At 55.9% G+C, this 21,497-nt stretch carries 21 protein-coding genes; 7 read left to right on the top strand and 14 right to left on the bottom strand.

Annotated features, from left to right (window positions below; all coding sequences use genetic code 11):
* Window positions 1-20: 20 nt before the first annotated feature.
* Genes ACX80Z_RS02815 through ACX80Z_RS02830 form a run of 4 tightly spaced genes read right to left on the bottom strand, consistent with a single transcriptional unit; the run spans window position 21 to window position 2,295 of the window.
* On the bottom strand, window positions 21-1,121 hold the full coding sequence (locus ACX80Z_RS02815) for a UDP-N-acetylmuramate dehydrogenase (protein WP_459314848.1): 1,101 nt from the start codon (window positions 1,119-1,121) through the stop codon (window positions 21-23).
* Window positions 1,118-1,555, bottom strand: coding sequence for a MaoC family dehydratase (locus ACX80Z_RS02820; RefSeq protein WP_459314849.1), 438 nt, complete (start codon window positions 1,553-1,555; stop codon window positions 1,118-1,120). The genes ACX80Z_RS02815 and ACX80Z_RS02820 overlap by 4 nt, the downstream gene beginning before the upstream one ends.
* Window positions 1,555-2,004, bottom strand: coding sequence for an FAS1-like dehydratase domain-containing protein (locus tag ACX80Z_RS02825; protein ID WP_459314850.1), 450 nt, complete (start codon window positions 2,002-2,004; stop codon window positions 1,555-1,557). Before ACX80Z_RS02825 ends, ACX80Z_RS02820 begins: the two co-directional genes overlap by 1 nt.
* A gap of 51 nt (window positions 2,005-2,055) precedes the next feature.
* Entirely contained in the window at window positions 2,056-2,295 is a 240-nt protein-coding gene (locus ACX80Z_RS02830; protein ID WP_019483700.1) for a hypothetical protein, read from the bottom strand.
* A 197-nt stretch (window positions 2,296-2,492) separates the two neighbouring features.
* Here ACX80Z_RS02830 and ACX80Z_RS02835 point away from each other — a divergent pair, with 197 nt between their 5' ends.
* The 3 genes from ACX80Z_RS02835 to ACX80Z_RS02845 are packed head-to-tail and all read left to right on the top strand — an operon-like array spanning window position 2,493 to window position 4,846.
* Window positions 2,493-2,867: a VanZ family protein gene (locus ACX80Z_RS02835; RefSeq protein ID WP_459314851.1), complete on the top strand. Its 375-nt coding sequence runs from the start codon at window positions 2,493-2,495 to the stop codon at window positions 2,865-2,867.
* A 53-nt stretch (window positions 2,868-2,920) separates the two neighbouring features.
* Window positions 2,921-4,234, top strand: a complete 1,314-nt coding sequence (locus ACX80Z_RS02840) for a UDP-glucose dehydrogenase family protein (protein WP_459314852.1) — start codon at window positions 2,921-2,923, stop codon at window positions 4,232-4,234.
* Between the two features lie 3 nt (window positions 4,235-4,237).
* Entirely contained in the window at window positions 4,238-4,846 is a 609-nt protein-coding gene (locus ACX80Z_RS02845) for an arsenate reductase/protein-tyrosine-phosphatase family protein (RefSeq protein ID WP_459314853.1), read from the top strand.
* 9 nt (window positions 4,847-4,855) lie between these two features.
* Here the strand turns inward: ACX80Z_RS02845 and ACX80Z_RS02850 are convergent, their stop codons facing one another.
* The 8 genes from ACX80Z_RS02850 to ACX80Z_RS02885 all read right to left on the bottom strand — a co-directional run bounded on the left by ACX80Z_RS02850 (window position 4,856) and on the right by ACX80Z_RS02885 (window position 13,973).
* A complete protein-coding gene (locus ACX80Z_RS02850; RefSeq protein ID WP_459314854.1) occupies window positions 4,856-5,965 on the bottom strand; it encodes a polysaccharide pyruvyl transferase family protein in 1,110 nt (369 codons plus the stop codon).
* A gap of 2 nt (window positions 5,966-5,967) precedes the next feature.
* The gene (locus ACX80Z_RS02855) at window positions 5,968-7,002 is read right to left on the bottom strand and encodes a nitroreductase family protein (RefSeq protein ID WP_459314855.1); all 1,035 of its coding nucleotides are present in this window, start codon (window positions 7,000-7,002) and stop codon (window positions 5,968-5,970) included.
* A complete protein-coding gene (locus ACX80Z_RS02860; RefSeq protein WP_459314856.1) occupies window positions 6,992-8,326 on the bottom strand; it encodes a flippase in 1,335 nt (444 codons plus the stop codon). Before ACX80Z_RS02860 ends, ACX80Z_RS02855 begins: the two co-directional genes overlap by 11 nt.
* Complete coding sequence (locus tag ACX80Z_RS02865) at window positions 8,323-9,084, bottom strand: hypothetical protein (protein ID WP_459314857.1); 762 nt, start codon at window positions 9,082-9,084, stop codon at window positions 8,323-8,325. Before ACX80Z_RS02865 ends, ACX80Z_RS02860 begins: the two co-directional genes overlap by 4 nt.
* Before the next feature lie 584 nt (window positions 9,085-9,668).
* Window positions 9,669-10,826, bottom strand: coding sequence for a glycosyltransferase family protein (locus tag ACX80Z_RS02870; protein ID WP_459314858.1), 1,158 nt, complete (start codon window positions 10,824-10,826; stop codon window positions 9,669-9,671).
* A 24-nt stretch (window positions 10,827-10,850) separates the two neighbouring features.
* On the bottom strand, window positions 10,851-11,915 hold the full coding sequence (locus tag ACX80Z_RS02875; protein WP_459314860.1) for a polysaccharide pyruvyl transferase family protein: 1,065 nt from the start codon (window positions 11,913-11,915) through the stop codon (window positions 10,851-10,853).
* Entirely contained in the window at window positions 11,912-12,940 is a 1,029-nt protein-coding gene (locus ACX80Z_RS02880) for a glycosyltransferase family 4 protein (protein WP_459314861.1), read from the bottom strand. The genes ACX80Z_RS02875 and ACX80Z_RS02880 overlap by 4 nt, the downstream gene beginning before the upstream one ends.
* Entirely contained in the window at window positions 12,906-13,973 is a 1,068-nt protein-coding gene (locus ACX80Z_RS02885) for a glycosyltransferase family 4 protein (protein ID WP_459314862.1), read from the bottom strand. Before ACX80Z_RS02885 ends, ACX80Z_RS02880 begins: the two co-directional genes overlap by 35 nt.
* Window positions 13,974-14,090: 117 nt before the next feature.
* Between ACX80Z_RS02885 and ACX80Z_RS02890 the strand changes: the two genes are divergently transcribed.
* From ACX80Z_RS02890 to ACX80Z_RS02905, 4 genes are all read left to right on the top strand, one after another.
* Window positions 14,091-15,695, top strand: a complete 1,605-nt coding sequence (locus tag ACX80Z_RS02890) for a tyrosine-protein kinase domain-containing protein (RefSeq protein ID WP_459314863.1) — start codon at window positions 14,091-14,093, stop codon at window positions 15,693-15,695.
* A gap of 120 nt (window positions 15,696-15,815) precedes the next feature.
* Complete coding sequence (locus tag ACX80Z_RS02895) at window positions 15,816-17,189, top strand: sugar transferase (protein ID WP_459314883.1); 1,374 nt, start codon at window positions 15,816-15,818, stop codon at window positions 17,187-17,189.
* A 589-nt stretch (window positions 17,190-17,778) separates the two neighbouring features.
* Entirely contained in the window at window positions 17,779-19,083 is a 1,305-nt protein-coding gene (locus ACX80Z_RS02900) for a DUF4012 domain-containing protein (protein WP_459314864.1), read from the top strand.
* Between the two features lie 239 nt (window positions 19,084-19,322).
* Complete coding sequence (locus tag ACX80Z_RS02905; RefSeq protein WP_459314865.1) at window positions 19,323-19,973, top strand: LPXTG cell wall anchor domain-containing protein; 651 nt, start codon at window positions 19,323-19,325, stop codon at window positions 19,971-19,973.
* A 266-nt stretch (window positions 19,974-20,239) separates the two neighbouring features.
* Here the strand turns inward: ACX80Z_RS02905 and ACX80Z_RS02910 are convergent, their stop codons facing one another.
* Together ACX80Z_RS02910 and ACX80Z_RS02915 are read right to left on the bottom strand one after the other, a co-directional pair.
* The gene (locus tag ACX80Z_RS02910) at window positions 20,240-20,968 is read right to left on the bottom strand and encodes a class E sortase (RefSeq protein WP_459314866.1); all 729 of its coding nucleotides are present in this window, start codon (window positions 20,966-20,968) and stop codon (window positions 20,240-20,242) included.
* A gap of 58 nt (window positions 20,969-21,026) precedes the next feature.
* A complete protein-coding gene (locus ACX80Z_RS02915) occupies window positions 21,027-21,386 on the bottom strand; it encodes a DUF6993 domain-containing protein (RefSeq protein ID WP_459314867.1) in 360 nt (119 codons plus the stop codon).
* Window positions 21,387-21,497 lie beyond the last annotated feature (111 nt).

The following is a 21,497-nucleotide window of genomic DNA, read 5'->3' on the forward strand; positions in this document are numbered from 1 at the left end:
CTGAAAGGCTCCCCGCTGGGCTAATTGTTAAGGCCTGAACTTTCGGTTCGGAGGGCGCAGCCGATCAGGAGCGGCTCCGGGTGCAGCCGGATACCAAACCGGTGTTCGACGCCGTCGGCCACCAGTGCGGCGATGGCCAGCAGGTCGGCGGCCGAGGCACTCCCCCGGTTGGTGACTGCCAGGGTGTGCTTGGTCGACAGGGAGGCCCGACCGCCTGCAGCGGTGAAGCCGCTGTCTGCGGCAAGGCCAAAGCCCTTCCCGAAGCCGGCCTGATCAATCAGCCAGGCCGCCGATAGTTTGACCTGCCCGTCTTCCGTCGTTGGGTACCGCGGAGCGTTATCGGGGAGGGCCGCCGCGGTGTCGGCGTCGACGAGCGGGTTGGTGAAGAAGGATCCAGTGCTGAACGTGTCGCGGTCGTCGGGGTCCAGCACCATTCCCTTTGCTGCGCGCAGTTTCAGGACGGCCCGCCGCACATCGTTGGCGTAGGCCCGCTCGCCAATGTTCACTCCCACCTCGCGTGCCAGCTCGGCGTACTTCACGGGAGCGCTCATCCGCCCCAGGCCCAACTGGAACTCGACGGTCAGCACCACGTAACGGGGCGACCCGTTCACGGTGGTGTGCTTCAACAGTGAATCCCGGTAGCCGAACTTCAGTTCGAAGTTTGTAAAGGACTTAACAGTATTTGTTTCTCGGTCCCAGGTGCGCACCGTGGCGATGGTCTGCGAGACGTCGGCCCCGTACGCACCAACGTTCTGGACGGGGGTGGCGCCGGTAGACCCGGGGATACCCGAGAGTGCCTCAAGGCCGGAGAAGGCGTGCAGCACCGTGTATTCGACGAGGGCGTCCCAGGGCTGGCCCGCCTCGGCCTTGACCATCACACCACCGCACGTGGCGTCGTCGTCGTTCACTGAGAAACCGGTCGAGGCCAGACGTATTACCGTGCCCGGGAAGCCTTCGTCGGCGATGATGAGGTTTGATCCGCCGGCAATGATCAGCAGGGGGTCGCCCGCTTCGTCAACTGATCGGACGGCGTCGATGATTTCCGTTTCGGTGCGCGCCTCCACGTAGGTGTGGGCGGGGCCGCCGACGCCGGCCGTGGTCAGCTCAGCCAGCAGGGTCACCAGATGTGCACCACTGCCTGTGCCTTGACCAGCACCTTGAGCCCCGCCGACATCACGGTGAGGTCCACGCGGACCGTTGAATTGTCGAGGTCTACTGCGCCGATCTTGCCGGCCACCTCAATCACCGCACCCGGCGTGCCATCGGCGGTGGTGTCCTCGACGATCACCGGTTTGGTGAATCGGGTCTGATAGTCGACGACGGCGGTGGGGTCGCCCACCCAGTCGGTGACCAGCTGTACAGCTGCCCCCATGGTGAACATGCCGTGGGCAATGACGCCCGGCAAGCCGACGCTTTGGGCGAAGTCGGAGTTCCAGTGGATGGGGTTGAAATCACCGGAGGCGCCAGCGTACTTGACGAGGTCCTGACGGGTCACTTCCACCGTGGTGGTGCCGATTTCCTGGCCGACGCTGAGGTCGGTGATAGCAATGCCCATTACTGTTCCTCTCCTCGCACCAGCAGGGATGACGTGGTGGTCGCGGTCTTTTCACCGTCGGTGGTGGAGATTTCAGCGCGGGTGGTGATCATCGCGCCGCCGCCCATTGCGCGGACGCTGTCCACATGGAGCTCGACCACCAGTTCATCACCGGCCACGATCGCACGGTGGTGAATGAACCGCTGGTCGGCGTGGACCACGCGGCTGAAGTCGATGCCGGCGTCGGGATCGTTGATCAGCTGGGCATCCGCCAGCTGCGCCACAATGATCGCGAAGGTGGGTGGTGCCACCAGGTCCCGGTGCCCGAGGTCCTGGGCTGCTTCGACCTCATAATGTGACGGGTGGGTTGCCTTGACGGCGCGGGCGAATTCGCGGATCTTTTCGCGGCCCACGACGTATGCCGGACCGGCGGGATAGCTGCGGCCCTGCAGCTCTGGATTGATGGTCATGGGGCTCCTGACGGGTGCGGTGGAAGTTCGTTTCCAGCCTAGTGCAGTGGGCTACTTCTTCTGGGTACGCGCCTGGTGCCGACGCTTGGCATCCCGCGCACGCACGACCAGTCCCGCCAGGTGCGTCACCAGACCGGCGACAAGTACCGGGATGCCCGTGAACACTGTGGCGTTGCTGCCAGTAGCTGCGCCCAGAACGGCGATCAGAATGCCGGCACCGGTCAGGATGAGGGCGGCGATGACCAGCCGGCGATACAGGTCCGATCCGGTGTCCCAGGGGGTGTTCAACATGGGTTAAGCCTACCGGGGTTAGGCTGCTTTGCAGGAGCTGGCTAGAGCGTCGGCCCTTCCGCGAATATGATGAGTCTTCCCGCAGCGTCGCGCACCCGTCTCACAACCATTCGGAGGCCCCACTGATTCCTGCCCCTCTGCCCTCGCGCAGATTTCGAACCATCACCGGTGCTCTGGGCGCCGCATGGCTGGTTGCCGTGGCATTGATCGTGTTCAACAGGACGCCGGTGGATGCAGGGGCGGGCGACTTATTGCAGCGTGGCCTGCGGTTTCTTCACTCGCGCGGCGTTCCTACTTTCATCGACTACGGTCTGGTGGAGTTCACCGCCAACATTGTCATGTTTGTACCCTTCGGCATACTCTGGTTCGTCCTTTCCCCGCCGGCCTGGAGGTGGATAGGGCCAGCGGTCGGTGTGGGCTTGTCAATTCTGATTGAGCTTTCACAGTTGTTCCTTCTTCCCTTACGGTTTGCCAGTCCTTACGACGTGTTGGCCAATGGACTTGGCGCCTGGGCGGGCGCACTGCTTGCGTGGGCCGGATTGTCGGCCCACGCGTCGGCGCGGCGACAGTAATGGTCATCCATTAGAGTTGCAATTGATCGCAACCACTTCTGAAGGATAAGAGCATGCGTATTTCCGTAATTGGTTGCGGCTATCTGGGGGCAGTACACGCTGCGTGCATGGCCAAACTTGGTCATGACGTGGTCGGCATCGATGTCGACGAGCGGAAGATCACCGAACTCCAGGCTGGCCGCGCACCGTTTTTTGAACCCGGTTTGCCGGAGCTCCTGGAAGAGGTGCTCGCCACCGGTCGGTTGAAGTTCAGCTCGAGCATGGCCGATGCCAAGGGCGCTCAGGTGCACTTCCTCTGCGTGGGCACGCCTCAGCGCAAGGGCGAGTACGCAGCCGACATGAAGTATGTGGATGCCGCGTTTGTTTCGCTACTTGACTCTCTTGAACCCGGCAACGTTGTGGTCGGTAAGTCGACGGTTCCCGTCGGCACCGCAGCCCGCCTGTCGTGCGACTTGGCCGAGCGCCACCCGGAAGCCGTTCTCGCTTGGAACCCCGAGTTCCTGCGGGAAGGGTTCGCGGTGAAGGACACGCTGACCCCTGACCGCTTTGTCTACGGCATTCCCGAGGGCGCCGCCGGCGAAACAGCAACAGCGGCCCTCGACGAGGTTTACCAGCAACCGCTCTCCATGGGAACGCGTCGCCTGACAGCCGATTATGCGACGGCTGAGCTCGTCAAGGCTGCGGCCAATTCATTCCTTGCCACAAAAATTTCGTTCATCAACGCCATGGCCGAGGTCTGCGAGGTCACCGGCGCTGATGTTACTCTGCTGGCTGATGCGATCGGCATGGACGATCGCATTGGACGCAAGTTCCTCAACGCTGGCGTGGGTTTTGGCGGCGGCTGCCTGCCTAAAGACATCCGTGCTTTTATGGCCCGCGCCGGTGAGTTGGGTGCCGACCAAGCGCTGACGTTCCTTCGTGAAGTCGATGACATCAACGTCCGCCGTCGGCTCCGCGCCGTAGAGCTCACCCGGGGCCTGGTGGGCGGATCCCTCCTGGGCAAAAGGATTACCGTGCTTGGCGCAGCGTTCAAGCCCAACAGCGACGACGTGCGCGACTCCCCCGCCCTAAGTATCGCGGCGCAGCTCCAACTGCAGGGGGCTGACGTGACCGTCACTGATCCTGAGGCCATCGAAGGCGCACGCCGCCGCTTCCCTGAGCTGAACTACGAACCTGACCTCACCACAGCCATGATCGGGGCAGATGCGCTGTTGCTTTTGACGGAATGGGATGAATACAAGTCCCTTGCCCCTGACACCGCTGCTAAGGTGGTGGGTTCCAGGAACATCCTCGACGGGCGGAACGTCATCGACCCCGCAACTTGGCGCGCCGCTGGCTGGAACTACAAGGGAATCGGCAGACCATAGACAATGACAGACGTCGACGAGACGCAGCCCTTCGCCGGGGAACCCTTTCGCATCCTTACTGTGTGTACAGGCAACATCTGCCGGTCCCCCATGGCCGAGCGCCTTCTACAGGCAGGCTTTGACGAACAGGCGCCCGGACAGTTCATCGTCGAGAGTGCTGGCACCGGCGCCCTCGTAGGGAACCCGATTGACCCCCGTGTAGCTGGAATGATCCGCCTGCTCGGAGGCTCAGCAGATCACTTTGCCGCTCGCCAGCTGGCACCACAGATCCTGCAGGGCAAAGATCTAATCCTGACGCTGACCCGAGAGCACCGCAGCAAAGTGGTGGTGCTTGACCCGTCAATGCTGAGACGCACCTACACGCTGCGGGAGTTTGCGCGGATCTACGAGCACCTTGAACTCGACGAGACACTCCAGGCAAATGATCGCTGGCGTGCTGCGGTCAACCAGGCCTTCCGTGCACGGTCGGTCCATACTGCTAACGTCGACGAAGACAACGTGGTGGATCCATATCGCCGTGCCGATGAGGTGTATCAACAAATGCAGGTCGACCTTGCACCGGCAATTCGGACCCTCACTTCGCGGCCGCTTTCCTCGCGGACTACGATGTAAGCATCCCCGTTAGCTGCTCGCCTGATTAGTGCGGGACAAAATCTCGACGATCTCTGACCACATCTCTGTGTTTGCGCTCAGTAGACGCAACCGGGCTTCGGTTAGCTGGCTAGACATCGATTCTTTGAGCATGGAAGTCATCAGGTCCGAAGGGAAGCTATCCGTCGATTTGAGCAACCACTCGCTTACGTTGAAGTCGTTCATCAATTCTTGATACTTGTGGGACCACCCGAATGCCAGAGCTGGCGTCCCCTGAGACAAGGCGCTCACTACGGCGTGATACCTGCTGGCTACTACCAACTTCGACTCTCCAAGAACTTTTTTCAGAACAAGCGGGCTTGAGTCAACAAACAATTCTGCACCCAAGCGATCGACCAGCTTCTGTGCCAGAATTAGGTCACTATCCTCATGAACAACAATCACCACCTGAAGTCCAATTGCGCGCATCTCCAATCCAGCACGGCTCAGGAATTCGAGATAGGCTTCTTCTGACAGGGGCGTATGGGAAATTACCTTGCTGTTTGGAACAAGCGAGCCAAATTCTCCACAAACGCGCGATTCTAGGTGATCTACCTTGAGACCAATAGTGAAATCAGGAGCCTTCCGCACACGTATATGTGTTCCCAACTTCCGAACAAAATCAAGGCTTATCTCGTCTCGGGCGTAAACCACATCTGCGTGACTAAGCAGCTTCTCCGACCACATAGCCTGGTCTGCATTGTTGAACGGTCCGAAGGCCTGCGGCAGCATTACGAAAGGAAGGCCCTTCTTGTGCCATTTTGCTGCCTGTCGAGCCTCGCGTTGGCTGCGTTTAGTAGAGAAGCTATCGCTGTAAGCAAATCCTGAGGCATCAACAACCCCAGTAACATCTTTTGAACGCGCAATCCCATAGGCCTGGGCGAGTCCTTTTGGCACGAGGTTACCGGCTGAAGCCGTTAGGCGTGGTGCCTGATTGATAGTTAGCGTTTGCTTAAGTTGCAGTGAAGCTCGAACGTCGAACGACGAACCATTGGGTGACGCGCAGAGAGGAAATCTCTCACCCAGCGCCGAAGCCACCGAATGCATCATCAGCTCGGCACCCTTATTATGGGTATTAACTCCACGTATATCGATTACCATGTTTAGTTGTATCTCCTTAAACTTTCAAGTGACCTTTTTTCGGAATGCGGAGTCAGGCCCTCGGAATCTGAAAACCCAAATCCAACCAACATGACAACCCGCTCAAAGGGTTTAAGACCCAAGAAGTCACTCATCCTTTTGTCGCGTTCCGCTATGTCCGGCCAGTTTATGCATACGGATGAGATCCCTTGACTCTCCAATCCGAGAATGAATGCCATGGCGGCCAGGCATCCATCTGTATAAATTAGATGCCTATCGCGTTCATCTGAGAACGCCGAAAGATCGCCGACAATCACTGCCAAAGCTGGAAGATTGTGGCCGTACCCAGCCGTCCCCATCGGGATCTTGACTACCTCTTGCACAAGATCGGGCTCATCAAAAACTCTGAACGAAAATGGCTGCCTATTACATGCGGACGGTGATTGTCTTGCCACCATCAGGGCTGCATCTATACTCTCCCGAGGGACCGGGCGTGGCAGGTACCACCGCACTGACTTTCGGCGAACAGCCAGCTTAGTCAGATCCTCAATGCTCACGGTGCTCGTCTCACTGAAAGGCGCATGCGGGCCATTTCTCTCCTCAACATTTGATGGAAGCTGCAGGGCCCTGAATGCTCCCTCTGCAGCCAGCACCACTGAATTTCCGGACTCGCGAGTTGCGTCGAAATACTGTTCGAGAACTTCGGACGCCCAGCCCTCCTCGCTGGTTGACAAGACAGAGAGCTCAGTCGACATCAGTTTTCCAAAGAGCCTTACGGTTTCTGAAATGTAGTCGAGACCAAAGAGCGGCCTTCGCGGCTGCATCGTCAGGCCCTTTTCCAACATGTGAATGTTTCGTCGAAGCAGGAAGAACTGTTTGCCGCCACGTATCGTAGCGGCATGTTCGCGGTGGCCGCTGGAAACCAGTTCCCGCTCACGTCTAAACGCATCGCTGAAGAGCGAGTAATAGACCCCTCGTTGTGCCGAGTTACCCCTTTTAAGCCATTCAAGTGTCGCCTTACGGACACGGCCCAATGGACGCCGTAGCTTATTGATCACTGCTTCCCCTTCTCTTCATAATGTTTAGTACAAACCGGGCCGGCGCAGCGATTGCAAGCGTCATTTGATTGCCCGCTGGTCTTGTCGAGCGACCGAGGAAGCATACAAGGTACGAAGCAAAAAAATATGAAGCGACCGATGCCCAGGCCGCTCCGACGATCCCTAGTTGCGGGATGAGCATTAAATTTAGCAAAATATTCAGGATCGCCCCCAGGAGGTGTCGCCAAAGGCTAGCAAGCAGGAATCCTTCAATAATGATCCATTTGCTATAAACCGCTGCCATGAACACGAAAGGAAGTGCAAGAACATGGATCTGGAGAACTACCCCCGCAGGCGCATAGCTCTCGCCGAAAAGGACCGCGATGACCCACGGGCCCAGAAGAAACAGCCCAAGCGAGATAAGAGCGCCGATCCAAAAGGCTAAGTCGTAGGACCGCTGTAGCTGTCTTTGGTAAGCCCCAGGGGTTCCTGCCCGGCGAGCGGATATCAGCCCAGGCATGAGTGCCGTCATAAAGACAGCCGGTAAGAAGTAGAATACCTCGGATATTCGTGCAGCCGAAGCATAGAGACCCACACTTGCGCTCCCAGTAAGTAGTTGCAGAAGCAATATATCGCCCCGGCTGTTGACCTGACCGGCTATGCCCGAGAGAAGCAAAATCCATGAGTCTTTGAGCAAGCTAGTAGTACCCGACAAAGTTCCACTTGAGAACTTTAAGCGCCCCCCGGCCGTCCTGAACCGAATAAACAAGCCAATGCTTACAAGCACACCCTCAACAACGTAGAGGAAAACAAACCAAGTCAGGTCGACTCCGCTGAAGGCCAAGACGCCGCGCAGTAACAGCATGGCCAGCACCACACCGATGCGGATTGGCGCTGTCTTGCCACTTTCCACCCGGGCTTGAAACCAATACTCTGTTGCATCGAACCCCCTGGCAAAGAGTACCGCTAAGGCGAGAGCGCTTGATTCGAATACCAAGTCGTCACCCGAGCTAAAAGCAACTCCAAGTAAAATACAAAAAGCGAAGAACCCGAAAAACTCCCTGATCAGGATCAGACTTGTCATCGTCTCAGGTTGGAGTTTCTTGTCCTCCACAAGCGCTCGGATTGCTAGACCTGATAGCCCAGCTGTCACCACGGTTGTCCCGATACTTGCGAGGGTAACTGCGTAGCTAAATATTCCGAACTCTTCAACAGATAGCGTTCGCGCCAGGATGACGCTGGTCGCACCTGTCGCGCCAAGCGTGACGAACTGCTGCGCCATCGCCCAGCTGGCACTAGACAGAACTTTCCTCGAACTTGGGTTGTCCCCGCTTGTTGTCGTCACCGGACAATCTTTCTGTGTTTCATACGAGCAAGTGAACCCGCCGTGCTCACAGCAGGCGTTTTAGGAAAGAGCACGAAGAACAGTATGGAACAAACCAAGATGGGGAATGCCCTACCCTCCGTCCAATAAATTAGCCGGGGGAGCTCAAGCAGACCTAGGAACAAAACTGCATAGGCGACAGAGGCAGGAAATGATGATCTTACAGCCGCTCGATGAAGATAGCCGAAGATGGCCCCAAGGACGAGCCAGAAAGCAACCATGCCCACAGTCCCGAGCTCGGCGTTTGTCATCAAAAAAGATCCATAATTTGTGAAGTCGGCTTCGCCGTAGAAGCTTAGGTTCTCGAACCACCATCGACCAATGGGTATTCCAGAAATTCCGGGATGCTCGATGACCTGAGCGATGCCGGGAGCGTTCCAGAAAAACTGGACACTGTAGTAGGGCGTCATCTCACTTCCGTCCGCCACCGTGTTGAAGATCGCACTGTTGTTGTATCCAGTCACGTAATAGCCGAGAAGCCGGTACGTCACCCACTCGTGGAAAGGCAAGGTGGATATCTGGGAGTAGTAGATCCAACTCCGGCTATACTCTGAAGCCGCAAAGACGATCCACACAACGACCGGCGCGATGATTGGTACAGAGTTAGCCATTAGCCGCATCTTTGGAGTATTGGATCTCAGCAATACCGCGAGCAGAGCCAGTGGAATTGCTACCTCAATCAGGGCTAGCCGTTCAGCGTAAAATACAGCCCGCACCATAGCCAAAAGTATTATCAAATAATATGCGCGCGATGAGCCAGTTAGCCTCCGAAGTAGGGCACCCAAGAGCACCACAATGGGTCCTAACTGAGTAAAAGTTGTCACACCGGCTATTGGGGAACTATTCGACTTTAATGTGCTTATCGCGCCGGGCTCACGATTTAAGACTAACAACAGATCCGACAGTGTGACACCCTGCAATCCAGCACTAATGAACCACGCCAAATACCCAAGTATAGTGATCACAAAAACGGTTTTGTACGCATTGGTCAAGAAACAAATTTGGCGTACGGAAAACGTCAAATTTGTCCGCCCTCGATGCTCCCACGGCCTATTAAATACGATGATTGCCGCCAAAAAGGCGAACATCCCCAGGGCGAGAGTCGAGTAGTTGCTTGGGGATAGATACTTATCGGTCTCCCAGAGAGTGAAGACTTTTTCGGGGAGTAAACAGGCTAATAGCGCCGTTAGGCCACTCAACAAAAGAAAAGCCGTAGCTGGATGCATCCACCAGACCCACCTCAACGTGAGCGATTTTTCTACTCTAGGAATCTGATCGTTAGAGACAGGCTGCGAGGGCAACTTCATGAATCGCCGACGATGAATTCTAGAAGCGATTTGGTCCGGGAGGTCCAAGAATAGCCTTCTGCTTCTTGTCTACCAGCCAGATTTTCGGAAGTTTTTGAAAATGCCTTCTTTAGAGCAAATGGAATCTCCGTTCGATTTGAGTACAGATAAACCCCTTCTGCTCGTCGAGAACGCAGTGCTGGCGTTTCGGATCCGATAATATAAAGCCCCGCAGCTAAGTACTCGTAGTATTTCATTGGACTACGGCCCTGATTCACTGAAGCTTCAGAAAATGGAAGAAGTCCAACCTTCGCTGATCCAAGTAGATTTGGTAGATTTTCGTATTCTATCGGACCAAGAAGTTCAATGTTTTTCTCAAGCGGCGGTACTTTACTACTTACCACTGGCCCGGCAAGGATGAATGGTTCTTCAGGGAAATCGCGCGCCATATCGTTAACGGCTTCCCAATCGAATCGATTGTCGAGTGCACCAACATAGATAGCTCCGCGACGCACCGAGTGATTTGTATTCTCCGAGTTCGCGAACGCTTTGAAGTCAACACCGTTCTCAAGAACCATTCGTGGGACATCATCTTTAAGGGTCGTAAGCGAATCTATGACATGTTGGGATGTTCCAACAACCCGATTAGCTTTTGTAACCGTGTGCATTTCCGCACTAAAAGCTATTCCTGCAGAATGAGTGTCTGTAGGTCGGTAGACGACGACTTTAGGTGCCAAAATATCGACTAAGCCATGAAGGAGAGGCTGGTCGATAATCAATACATCGGGGTTCCTAGCAACCTTGAAAGCCCAAGGAAGGACTGGAAGCTTCAACATTATTGAAACTAACCTGCTCGGAACCTTCGTTACCGGGAGCAGCGTTATTGGAACAATATGGCTGACGCCGTCGATTACATAGCGATCCCTGGCTATGGCGATTTTGATTCGCCTACGGATACTCCGGTCCCCTATGCGGAGCACATGTCCTAAAGAAAGAGGAGTTGTGATGTGCGTCACTTCGTGGCCAAGGACGGCGAGCTCCCGAGAATAATGGTGGCTACCGATCCGGAAAATGTCTGTGCGCGCTGTGTGGCTGGCGAAAACTATTTTCATTCTTTTTCCTAGCCGGATGTAGCCATTTGCAACATCAGGGTTTTGTTTGTATCTGATAGACATGCGCAACCCGCGAAGTGAAGACTGTCAGCGAGGTCCTTGGTGCTGCATTGCGTCTTTCAGACGCTTCTCCATCTCATATCTAAACTCGTCTCGGGCGCCTTTCGAGCTATTCATCAGTGTTCGATACCTCTCCCTCTCTTCCGGGTCGACTGATAACGACCGCACTTGGGCGACGACGTCATTTATCGAAAACCTATTGACGTTGTGCACGTATGCGCCCAGGCCCAAATCCGCGAACGCCCCGAATCCCTTTCGCTCGTAGGCTAAGTGGATGACGTAGTGCCCCGCCTTCAATGCCATCAGAGCTGCATGCAACCTCACTGCGATAAAAACTCTAGGGCGCTCCACATTCCCAATTGCCTGCGGTATCTCGGGGAGGAGCGATACATATCCAAGCTCCTCGGTTACCGATCTATCGTCATTTCCGCGAGTGGTGCTCTGGACATAGGCATCGAAGGTATACAGTTTACTGGCCAGTTCCCTGACAAGAGGCGGTAGGCGGTTGCGAACAGCACGAACGGACAACACCGGCTCAGGAACGGGCACCGGTTCATGTTTGAACCGATTGACATCGACTGTTGCGAGATCAAACCCCCGGATGGCCGGCAACACATCGAACTCCTGCATACTCTTATCGTCACGGAGGTACAACACTGTGATCCTCTTTAGCAAAAAGCGAACGAGCGTCCGTGTCCCAAACCGGAATGGCCCGACGCTCTGAGGCATGTAAACCGACGGGCCTCGGTAAAGTGAGGCGGCAATTAGCTGAGGTCCGTGCACAAGAAGCGCCTTGATGAACTCAGAGAAAGTTCCGCCTCTTAGGTATCCCCCTCCAACACCAATGACCATGTCGAAGCTCCTTACACGAAAGAGTGTCGACAGATAATCCCGGCTGTAACCCCGTTTCGTTGGCATCGAACAAAGGAACTTCTCAGCCCCCTGTGGGAAAGAGCACGGGTAGGAGGCAGCGATTATGATCTCGCTACTGGCCCCGGCCAACTTGTTTACTATTTTGAGGGTCTCTTCGACCAGTAGCCCGTCGCCCGCATTCAGGGCGCTATAAGCATGGAGGATGAGTATGCGTGTCATTTCTGCACCCGCCGATAGACGCGGAGGTGATCCTCGACGCTTCTATCCCAATCGAAGCTCGAAAGCCAGGATTTCCCCGCTTTCAAACTAATCGCCCGTGCGGCACTGTCAGTGAGAGCTTGCTCCAAAGAGCTTACCAAGCTATCGAGGTCAGTTATATCCAGGACCAACGCGGGACCGGCAACGTCCTCCAACGAACCCCTTCGAGATGAAGCAACTACGGCTCCGGCTGCCATAGCTTCCAACACCGGGAACCCAAAACCCTCATACAAGCTTGGAAACACAAATAGAGAGCACGCTTGCATCAGGGAAATCTTATCTTCCTCGCTTACGAACCCGAGGTACCGGACATTCTTGGATCCTGCGATCGCGGCCATAGCCTCTTCCGAGTCCCAAGCCGGCTTCCCCACGATCACTAGAGGAATGTCGAGCGCCCGAACAACTGGGGAGCTGAAAGCACGGCAGAGCTGAGTGAGATTTTTCCGAGGCTCAATATTCCCGACGTATAGAGCAAATCTAGCCGGAAGATTCAGCCTTATCTGATCACTCATTAGGGAGACAGAACGAAATCGTTCAGTATCGATCCCATGAGGTATCACTGTAAGTCTCGAACTATCTAACCCAGTTAGCTCACGAATGTCCCGGGCACTGGATTCAGACACAGTGATTACATGATCACACGAAGCTACTGCCCGCTTGACCCGGGTGCGCCAGATTTTCTCGCTCAACTTACTACGCACATCCGGCACAGACAGACTTGCAATCCCATGCACCGTTACCACCGAAGGACTTCTAGTCGAAAGCATGGGGCCAGTGTCGGCCACGTAGTGCAGCACATCGCCCGCTGGCCTTCTTAGAAGACCAGCTGCTGTCTCATAGATCGCGGTTACATGAGGAGAAAAACCTGCCTGTATTGACTCCACGTCATGACCTCTCGTCATGAGACCCTCAGCGATTCTCCGAGCATAAGTTGTATTTCCCCCAACTTGCCTATCGAGAATTCGGGACGGCATTAATATCTTCATTGTCACCTCGGCTAAGAGAATTCATTTCGGCTAGCAGATTTTCTATTTTAATTTGTTGTTTTTCTGGGCTCATGGATCTGAGTAAGTCTCCCGTCCGCTTCTTGACTTTCGCACGGAGAGCAGGGTCACTAAAGTAAGAAAGAATCTTTTCACTCGCTTCCGACACATCCTTGACCGACTCAAGCCCGCTTCCTCGAAAACACGGAAGATCTCTTACTATCACCGGTGTCCTAGCTTCAGCAGCATCGATGACGCTAAGGGGAAATCCCTCATAGCCCGCACTATGAAAGTAGAGGGAAGACTCTTCCAGCCGACTTCTCAACCGAGCCTCGTCAAGCCACCCTGTGACCTCTACACCGGACTGGCTAAGAGCCTGCGTCAGCGCGTCATCCCCTGATCCGATCCATGTGAATTTAATTCCTGGATCGCTCAGTCTGACCCTACGCGCCACCTGCGCGTAAAACTTGGGATCTTTCTGAACAGCTATACGCCCGGACATAACCACTGACCGGGATCGAGGTCCTTCACTTGCTGTATCCCTTGTAGACGCGCTGAGCGTCGAGACGTTATTTATCCGCCGTATCGTGGAACGACCAACCAAGGGACGGGCGAAACGTTCCTCTGCTTCTGTCAACGCAACGATTGAGTCACCATTTCGAGCAAGAATGTATTCAGCACCCCAATACGCTGCTCTCATCGCCAAGTTTCGTGAGGGGTCCGTGAATACGAAACAGTGTGGTTGATAAATAACGGGGACCGGGCGTTTCACTAATCTCGTATAAAGACCTGCCCAACTGGAGTGCGCCCAGACTATGTCAATGTTGTGCTGAATTATAGCCTTTCCGACCTGATTCACTCGCGCTAGCAGCAGCTTGGGTAGAACATCAATATGTTGATAGCCAAAGCTGAGGCTTGGCTCCTCAGGCCCGCTCCAAAGCAGGATATGTTCGTGCTGACGAGAATTTTCAACGATCGAATTGATCGCTCTACTGACACCGCCGCCGTAGCATTCGGTCACATGGAGAATGCGCATACGCCCCTATTTTCGTCGGCCGACATAAAAAACGGCGACCTGACTTGCCCCAACGTGCATATTCGCTGCTTGCAAGCCTATCGCAAGCGAAACACTAGAATACACTAGCCTCCTCTCGTGACCGTTCGCCGGCAGGACGCTGGACCAAGAAAGGGAGAAGTAGAACGTCCGGTCCGTCAGCGGTCAGGGCTCGATGAGCAAGCCGGGTTAGTATCAATAGGCCTGTTGTTTCGATGGGCGCATCAAGTTGAAGGGGCGATCGTGGAGCTGTCCGGTTTGGTACGCATTTTACGCAGAAGCTGGAAGCTCATTGTCGCGCTCTCCGTAACGGGGGCCTTACTCGGTGCCATCTCTGCACTCATAGCCGAGCCTGAGTATGAGGCTGAAACAAGACTATTTGTGAGTACCCAAAACGCCGTGAATCTGGCGGAGGTTCAGCAGGGGAACAGCTTCTCGCAGGCAAGAATCAAATCGTACACAGAAATGGTCACTACCCCCCTGGTGCTTCAACCGGTGATTGACAGCCTCGGCTTAGACGCGACACCTGCCCAACTCGCTAACAAAATTGAGGCCGGTGTAGGACTGGATACTGTGCTGCTCCGCATTGCCGTTGAGGATCAGTCTCCCGTGCAGGCCGCAGCCATCGCCCAAGCAGTCGCCGATAGTCTCGTGTCGTCGATTGATTCCCTCGAGGGAACAGACGTCGGTGGTGTTTCCCCAGTTCAACTGACAGTCGTATCACCAGCAACAGCTCCCGCAGAACCGTCCTCGCCAAATCCGCCGATAAACATCGCTATTGGTCTTCTCATAGGAATTCTTGTTGGCCTGGCCACTGCTTTCTTGCGTCATGCATCGGACACCCGGGTTCGTGGTGAATCCGACCTTAGACGTATTAGCGACATACCTTTGCTGGGCGGCATATCATTCGATGCTGACGCAACCAAGAAGCCGTTGCTGACTCAAACTGCTGCGCAAAGCCCCCGGGCCGAGGCGTTCCGGCAAATTAGGACAAATCTCCAGTTCGCGCATGTGAGCCACAAGTCGAAGGCCGTTCTTATTACTTCTTCGCTTCCGGGCGAGGGCAAGAGCACTACAGCAGTAAACCTTGCTATTGCCTTGGCGCAGGCTGGGCAATCCGTAGCACTTGTTGACGCTGATTTGAGGCGCCCCCGCGTAGATGAATACCTCGGTTTGGAACGAAACGCCGGCCTGACAACCGCCCTCATCGGAAGGGCTGACCTTAAAGATCTTATGCAGCCCTGGGGCAAGGACGAATTGTACGTTCTGACAGCCGGTCAGATACCCCCGAATCCCAGTGAACTACTTGGATCCGACGCAATGAAGAACCTAATTGACGATCTTGAACAAAACTTCGACGCCGTAATCATTGACGCGCCTCCACTCCTACCCGTCACCGACGCAGCCGTGCTCGCACAACAAGTAGGAGGGGTCGTCATGGTCATCGGATCATCCAAGGTCAAGCTCCACGATCTCCAAAAATCCTTCGAAAGCCTGGAAATGGTCGACGCCGATTTGCTAGGCGTCGTTATCAACCTTCTTCCGTCCCGGGGCCCGGATGCCTACTCGTATGCCTACTACTCATACGAGTCGACGCCCGCAAAGGAACTAGGGAAATATCCAGTGCTATCCGCTGAGTCCGAGCAGGGAAGCCGCTCGGAGTTTGATGAAAAAGTCCTTGGGCTTCGGTCAGATAAAGGCTGAATATCCCTACCTTTTGGGCCTAAGAGAGTGAAAGAAAACGGGGGTTGTGTGGCACTCAAGAGTGAAGGGTCAGCTTGGGGGCCCAGATATGCGCGAAAACTGGCGATCGTCGACGCGGTTGTGGTCTTGTGGGCCACAGTCGGCGCATTGCTTGTCCGGTTTGGTGTGCCCGACACGGATCAATTTTCAGTAGGCAGTCAGCCTTACGTTGGGGCCTCAATAGCACTTGCCACCAGTTGGTGGTTTATTTTGACACTGAGGGGTAGCCGTGAGCCGACCGTCTTGGGACACGGGGCCGAAGAGTACAAGCGCGTTGTGAGTGCCTCCCTAATTCTTTTTGGAGTCGTCGCGATTGTGAGCTACACACTCCAATTAGATACAGCCCGCGGCTATATCGGGGTTGCGTTGCCCTCTGGGTTGATCATGCTACTCCTGGCCCGCGCGGTAGTTCGGCGGTTGTTACACGTTGAACGGTCTCATGGAAAAAGCTCGCTCAAAGTGCTTGTTGTCGGGAATCGGAGCGGAGCAGAGCACCTGGTCGAATCCCTACGGGCACAGCCTATGGCTGGCTATGTGCCAGTTGGCGTGTATCTACCGGGGGTTGAACGAACTGAAATCCTCGCAAAGTCAACCAGCCTCCCAATTGTGGGTAACGCCATAGAACCTGGCGCGATCATGGAGGACGTGGCCAAATTCGGCCCCGACGCCGTTGCTTTATCCAGCAGCTCTCAGCTTGCTCCCAGCACGATTAGAGCAATGGGGTGGGCTCTCGCAGACCTGAATGTCCGTCTAATACTCGCTCCAGCTTTAACTGACGTCGCCGGTCCACGAATACATACACAACCAGTCTCCGGTCTTCCTCTTATCCATGTCTCAACACCGAATCTGGAGAAGGGTCAGCGTTTCGTTAAACGCAGCATGGACCTCGTGGGCGCCGGCCTCTTGACGGTAATGCTCTCACCCCTCCTTGTGTTAATTGCCGTTCTCGTCCGATTTGGCTCCCCCGGGCCTATACTGTTCAGGCAGGAAAGGGTCGGTGCAGCGGGCCGACGATTCGAAATGTACAAATTCCGTTCGATGGTTGCCGATGCCGAGTCACGTCTTGCCGAGGTACAGGATGGGCATGACGGAAATGAAGTTTTGTTCAAGCTCAAAAATGACCCGCGCGTGACGAGGGCCGGTCGCATTCTCAGAAAATTTAGTCTCGACGAGCTTCCGCAGTTACTAAACGTTCTCAATGGGTCGATGTCGTTGGTCGGTCCACGTCCTCCACTTGCCAGCGAGGTCGAGCGCTACGACGTGAAGGCACACCGGCGCTTACTGGTGCGGCCAGGGATGACGGGACTATGGCAGGTTAGTGGACGGTCCTTGTTGTCTTGGGACGAAACTGTCCGCTTGGATCTTTACTATGTAGAAAATTGGTCTCTCTTGGGCGATCTGGCGATACTTATGCGGACATTCAGGGCTGTCACTGGCCGTCACGGAGCTTTCTAGCTAACATCACTAATCGAACAAGGACCCCTAAATGGCCCCTAACTTATTGCACAAAAGGCGGAGTTCGCCAAACAGCAGCGCTAGACGGAAAAGGATTTTATTGTGGACGGGCTCCGGTCTAGTCGTCATTAGCCTTAGTGCCGGATGGCTCGCCTTTCGCGGGCTCCAGGTCAAAGACAACCTTGAGACGAGCATGGCGCTGATCTCGATCTTGCAGGATGAAGTTGTAGCGAGGGATCTAGACGGAGCAGCTGAAACTCTAGCCGAGCTGGAGATTTACACCTCGGAGGCCCGCGTGGCAGCGACCGACCCGCTGTGGAAGGTTGCCGCAGCGATTCCTTTCGTTGGCGATAATTTTTCCACGGTGACAGAGGTAGCTGTGTCTGCTGATGACGTCATCAGCAGAGCAGTAAGCCCGATGGTCAGAAGAGTCGAGGCCTTAGAGTGGAACTCCTTGACGCCTTCAGATGGTGAGGTTGAACTTTCAGTTCTCAGCGAAGCGGCTCCGACATTGATTTCAGCTGCGAACACAGTTGAGCTGTCCCACGATCGACTTCAATCGATAGATCGCACTTTTCTTCTTCCGCAGGTGAGTGGACCACTCGAGGAAACTGAAGCAGCCCTTGGACAAGTCCGAGGCCCGCTCGTCAACGCTTCCCGTGCCGTGCAGCTCCTTCCACAGATGCTCGGCGAGGACGGACCTCGGCGCTACCTGGTTCTTATCCAGAATAGCGCGGAAGTTCGAGCGACTGGAGGCATCCCAGGCGCGCTTGCCGTTGTCACCGCCGAAGAGGGCCGAATCAGCCTGACCGACCAAGGCGGCTCTGCCGATATCGCGAAGTTTGAGCCCCCGCTGGAAGTTGACGCTGAGCAGGAGCGGATCTATTCGTTCCGCATGGGCGCTTACATCCAGAGCGTCAATATGACGCCCGACTTCCCTACTGCGGCGCTGACCGCCAAACAAATGTGGGATGAACGCCGCGGTGGCGAAGAGATTGATGGCGTACTCGCCATTGATCCCGTAGTCCTGTCCAACATTCTCGGGGCAACAGGAGGAGTCGATCTTGGTGAATTTGAGGATCCCGCGGTCAACGCTTCACTAGCTGGTTCTACTCTACCTTCCGAGCTAACAGCCGAAAATGTCGTGCCAACTATGCTCTCCGACGTTTACGCGCAGGTGGAAGATCCGCTGGTTCAGGACGCCTACTTCGCGGCAGTGGCCGAGAAGGTCTTCGATGCAGTGGCCGGCGGTCTAGGAGACAGCTCACAGCTGATTCAGGCGCTCATCACCAGCTCTGAGCAGGACCGGCTGTACCTGTGGTCCAACTCCGAAGCGGAGCAGGCTCTAATTGCGCCCACTCGCCTGTCGGGTGCGGTTACTGGCCCCGCAGTTGGCGGCACCTCATTCGGCGTCTACTTCAACGACGGAACGGGCGCGAAGATGGATTACTACGTCAGGCGAACTGCACAATTGCTGAGAAGCTGCACAATTGACGGCTACTCTCAGTACACCGTCAAGGTCACCCTCACCAACACCGCACCATCGGACGCCGCCGAAACCCTGCCCGACTATGTCACCGGTGCAGGCGCCTTCGGTGTGACGCCAGGACACGTCCAAACCAACACCGTTGCCTATGGGCCAGCACAGGCTTTCCTACAAACCGCTCGGATCGACGGCAAGGACGTTCCCGTCGGTTCCTTTGGCCATGACTCCCGTCCCGTGGGAGTGCTAACCACAAACCTCGCCCCTGGGGAAACGACAACCGTTGAGATGGACTTCTCGAAGGTGGTCCAGAACGCTGAGGGCATTCTTCGGGTCACACCCACCATCCAGGAGTACGCAGAAGTGGTCCTGCCGAATCAAAGCGATGAATCCTGTTCAGTCCTCGGGTAGTTCCTTACATTGAGTTAACACTGAGTTACATTATGGATTCGATCAAAATTTCCCTTGGAGTACTCGCTCCGCACTGATAACTTCTAGGTAGTGCTTCTCCATCCAACGTAGTAGACACACCTCGATGCAAGTATTCGATGAGTAGTCCTATATGGTAAGGGAAGTGAAGTATAGGCAATCCACGATCGCTAAACTCTCGCATCTACTCTTGATTCACAATAACCTCTGGGGAGCACAACTTGAAAAAAACCACCTCCATTCTGGCCATCGCCGGAACACTGGCATTCGTCGGAGCGGGCGCGGCACAGGCCGTAACCCCGGTCTCTATCCCTGCCTACGTCGGCGACGAAACTGCAGCAACGGTTAGTGACGCCACCGTCGCTCCCGGAGAATCAGTAGTCTTCAGCAGCAACCAGGGAATCTTCACCCCCGGCGAAATCATCGACATTACTGCAGAACTCTCCACCGGGGACCCCTCGGCCATGAGTGCAGGCGCAGGCGGATTCTCCGCTTCCCGCGGCGGCCCCATTGTCCTGAACCGCCTCGTCCTGGACACCACCACCACTGCAGATGCTGAGGGGAACTTCTCCTTCGCAGTCACCCTGCACGAAGAAGGCACCTACACCCTGACCGCGACCGGTCGCGAATCCGGTGCAACCGTCACCGCACAGGTTGTTGTCGACTCCCAGTACGCCGCATCAGGTGGAACCACCGGCGGAACCTCCACTGATGGAACCTCCACTGATGGAACCGCATCGGCTGAGGGTGGCCTCGCCAACACTGGTATCGATTCCGCAATGCTCCTCTGGGGTGCTGCAGGCATCGGCGCTCTCGGACTTGGCGCTGGCAGCGTCATCGTAGCTCGCCGTCGCGCGGCCTCCGAAGCCTAAGCAGACATTCCGAAGTACTAGAAAGCCGGTTGGGATCCTATCCCGACCGGCTTTTTAGCGCCTAAATACCAATTCCCGCCATCAAGGGCTAACCGCTAAAGGACAACACCAATCGTCGGATTGGAAAGTTCAATCACACCGGAGAGCCACGGGAAGACCACCTGAAAGAGCACCACTACAATCACCGCGATCAGTAGCATGGAGGTGAGGATCCGTACCCATAGGGGGCCCGGGAGATATCGAAAAATCCATCCATACATTGTGAGTCAGCCTTCTTCCTGCAGGGCAGCAACCTGGCCGGCGATTTCTTCGGGCGGACCAGCGGACAATGGCTGCCATGAATCTAGGGTGGAATAGGCGATGATACGTTCCTGCTCCCCAAACATCGGATTACAGCTAGTCAATGTCAGGACACTTTCCTCAGGAATTGCCCCAGGCTCAGTTGGCACTGGAAGCAGCACATCCGAGCGGTCAGGCAGAACAATCTCAGTGTTGCGGTACACATACGTATAGAATCCGTCGACAGTCTGAACGTAAATCTTGTCCCCCGGGACCAAGGTGTGAATATTATCCAGCACAGCCCCATGGGTTTGGCGATGGCCTGCCACAGCGAAGTTCCCCGGCTCCCCCGGCATAGTGGTTGACGGGTAGCGACCTAGCCCCAGCGTATCGAGAACGTCATCCCCAGTGCCCTCCGCCAAAGGCCTGGTGTAATCCTCGCCAAAGCGCGGAATGTAGACAATCCCAAATGTCTCCCCTGCTGCGGGTTCTTCGCCCACCTGCATGGGACCGTAGCCTTCCTGCAGCTCAGAGTGTCCTGGTTCTGCGCCCAAATCCGGCGCGGCCGGCGGCTGCGATGTCGGCCGGGTGTCCTGAATGAACTGCGCCACCGCCTGATCCTGCACGGCATCCGCCTCGACTCCAGTCCACCAAAACTCCCAAACCACAAACAGCACCGCAAACATTCCGAACGTCATCAGAAACTCGCCCGCCACCCCGAGGACCGTCAGACGTTTAGCCTTTGGGCGCCTGCGTTGGCGCAATGTATCGGTGCTATCCACGGTCGCTGCCCAGGAAACACAGTCCGTTGGATAGGAGCGGAAGCACGGCGCTGGAAACGGCACCATCCCGAATGTAGGCCACCACACACGTATCATCGCCCCGCACCCCGACCTGGATTGCGTCAGCAGCCAGACCTGTGGGGGTGGTGCTCGCCGAAATCTCCAACAGGTCTCCCGGTATCCCCTGGGAAACGAGTGAGTCTCGCACCTGTTCCCTGCTCGGTTGGGCCGACGACTCCGCAAGCGTCCTGAGCGCCTTGTCCACCGTCTGCCGCAGGGCGTCGTCCCCGGCCTCCGGGTCCTGCTCGGCTGGCTCGTCGGTAACGGCACCGTCGGCAGCAGAGGGTGGCATGGAAGGTTCCTCCGGGCCAGCCCCGGCGGAACCTGATGCGGACGCGCTGGTCGATCCAGGAGTGCCATCGGGTAGAGGTGCCGTACAACCCGTCATCATTGCGAGCAGAAC

The sequence above is a fragment of the Arthrobacter sp. TMT4-20 genome (assembly GCF_054510775.1).

Coding starts and splice junctions, on each gene's coding strand:
- ACX80Z_RS02865 (WP_459314857.1), bottom strand. CDS start 9,084: ATGGTGCGGGCTGTATTTTACGCTGAACGGCTAGCCCTGATTGAGGTA.
- ACX80Z_RS02825 (WP_459314850.1), bottom strand. CDS start 2,004: ATGACCATCAATCCAGAGCTGCAGGGCCGCAGCTATCCCGCCGGTCCG.
- ACX80Z_RS02870 (WP_459314858.1), bottom strand. CDS start 10,826: ATGTCTATCAGATACAAACAAAACCCTGATGTTGCAAATGGCTACATC.
- ACX80Z_RS02840 (WP_459314852.1), top strand. CDS start 2,921: ATGCGTATTTCCGTAATTGGTTGCGGCTATCTGGGGGCAGTACACGCT.
- ACX80Z_RS02875 (WP_459314860.1), bottom strand. CDS start 11,915: ATGACACGCATACTCATCCTCCATGCTTATAGCGCCCTGAATGCGGGC.
- ACX80Z_RS02830 (WP_019483700.1), bottom strand. CDS start 2,295: ATGTTGAACACCCCCTGGGACACCGGATCGGACCTGTATCGCCGGCTG.
- ACX80Z_RS02880 (WP_459314861.1), bottom strand. CDS start 12,940: ATGAAGATATTAATGCCGTCCCGAATTCTCGATAGGCAAGTTGGGGGA.
- ACX80Z_RS02820 (WP_459314849.1), bottom strand. CDS start 1,555: ATGGGCATTGCTATCACCGACCTCAGCGTCGGCCAGGAAATCGGCACC.
- ACX80Z_RS02885 (WP_459314862.1), bottom strand. CDS start 13,973: ATGCGCATTCTCCATGTGACCGAATGCTACGGCGGCGGTGTCAGTAGA.
- ACX80Z_RS02850 (WP_459314854.1), bottom strand. CDS start 5,965: ATGGTAATCGATATACGTGGAGTTAATACCCATAATAAGGGTGCCGAG.
- ACX80Z_RS02845 (WP_459314853.1), top strand. CDS start 4,238: ATGACAGACGTCGACGAGACGCAGCCCTTCGCCGGGGAACCCTTTCGC.
- ACX80Z_RS02915 (WP_459314867.1), bottom strand. CDS start 21,386: ATGCCACCCTCTGCTGCCGACGGTGCCGTTACCGACGAGCCAGCCGAG.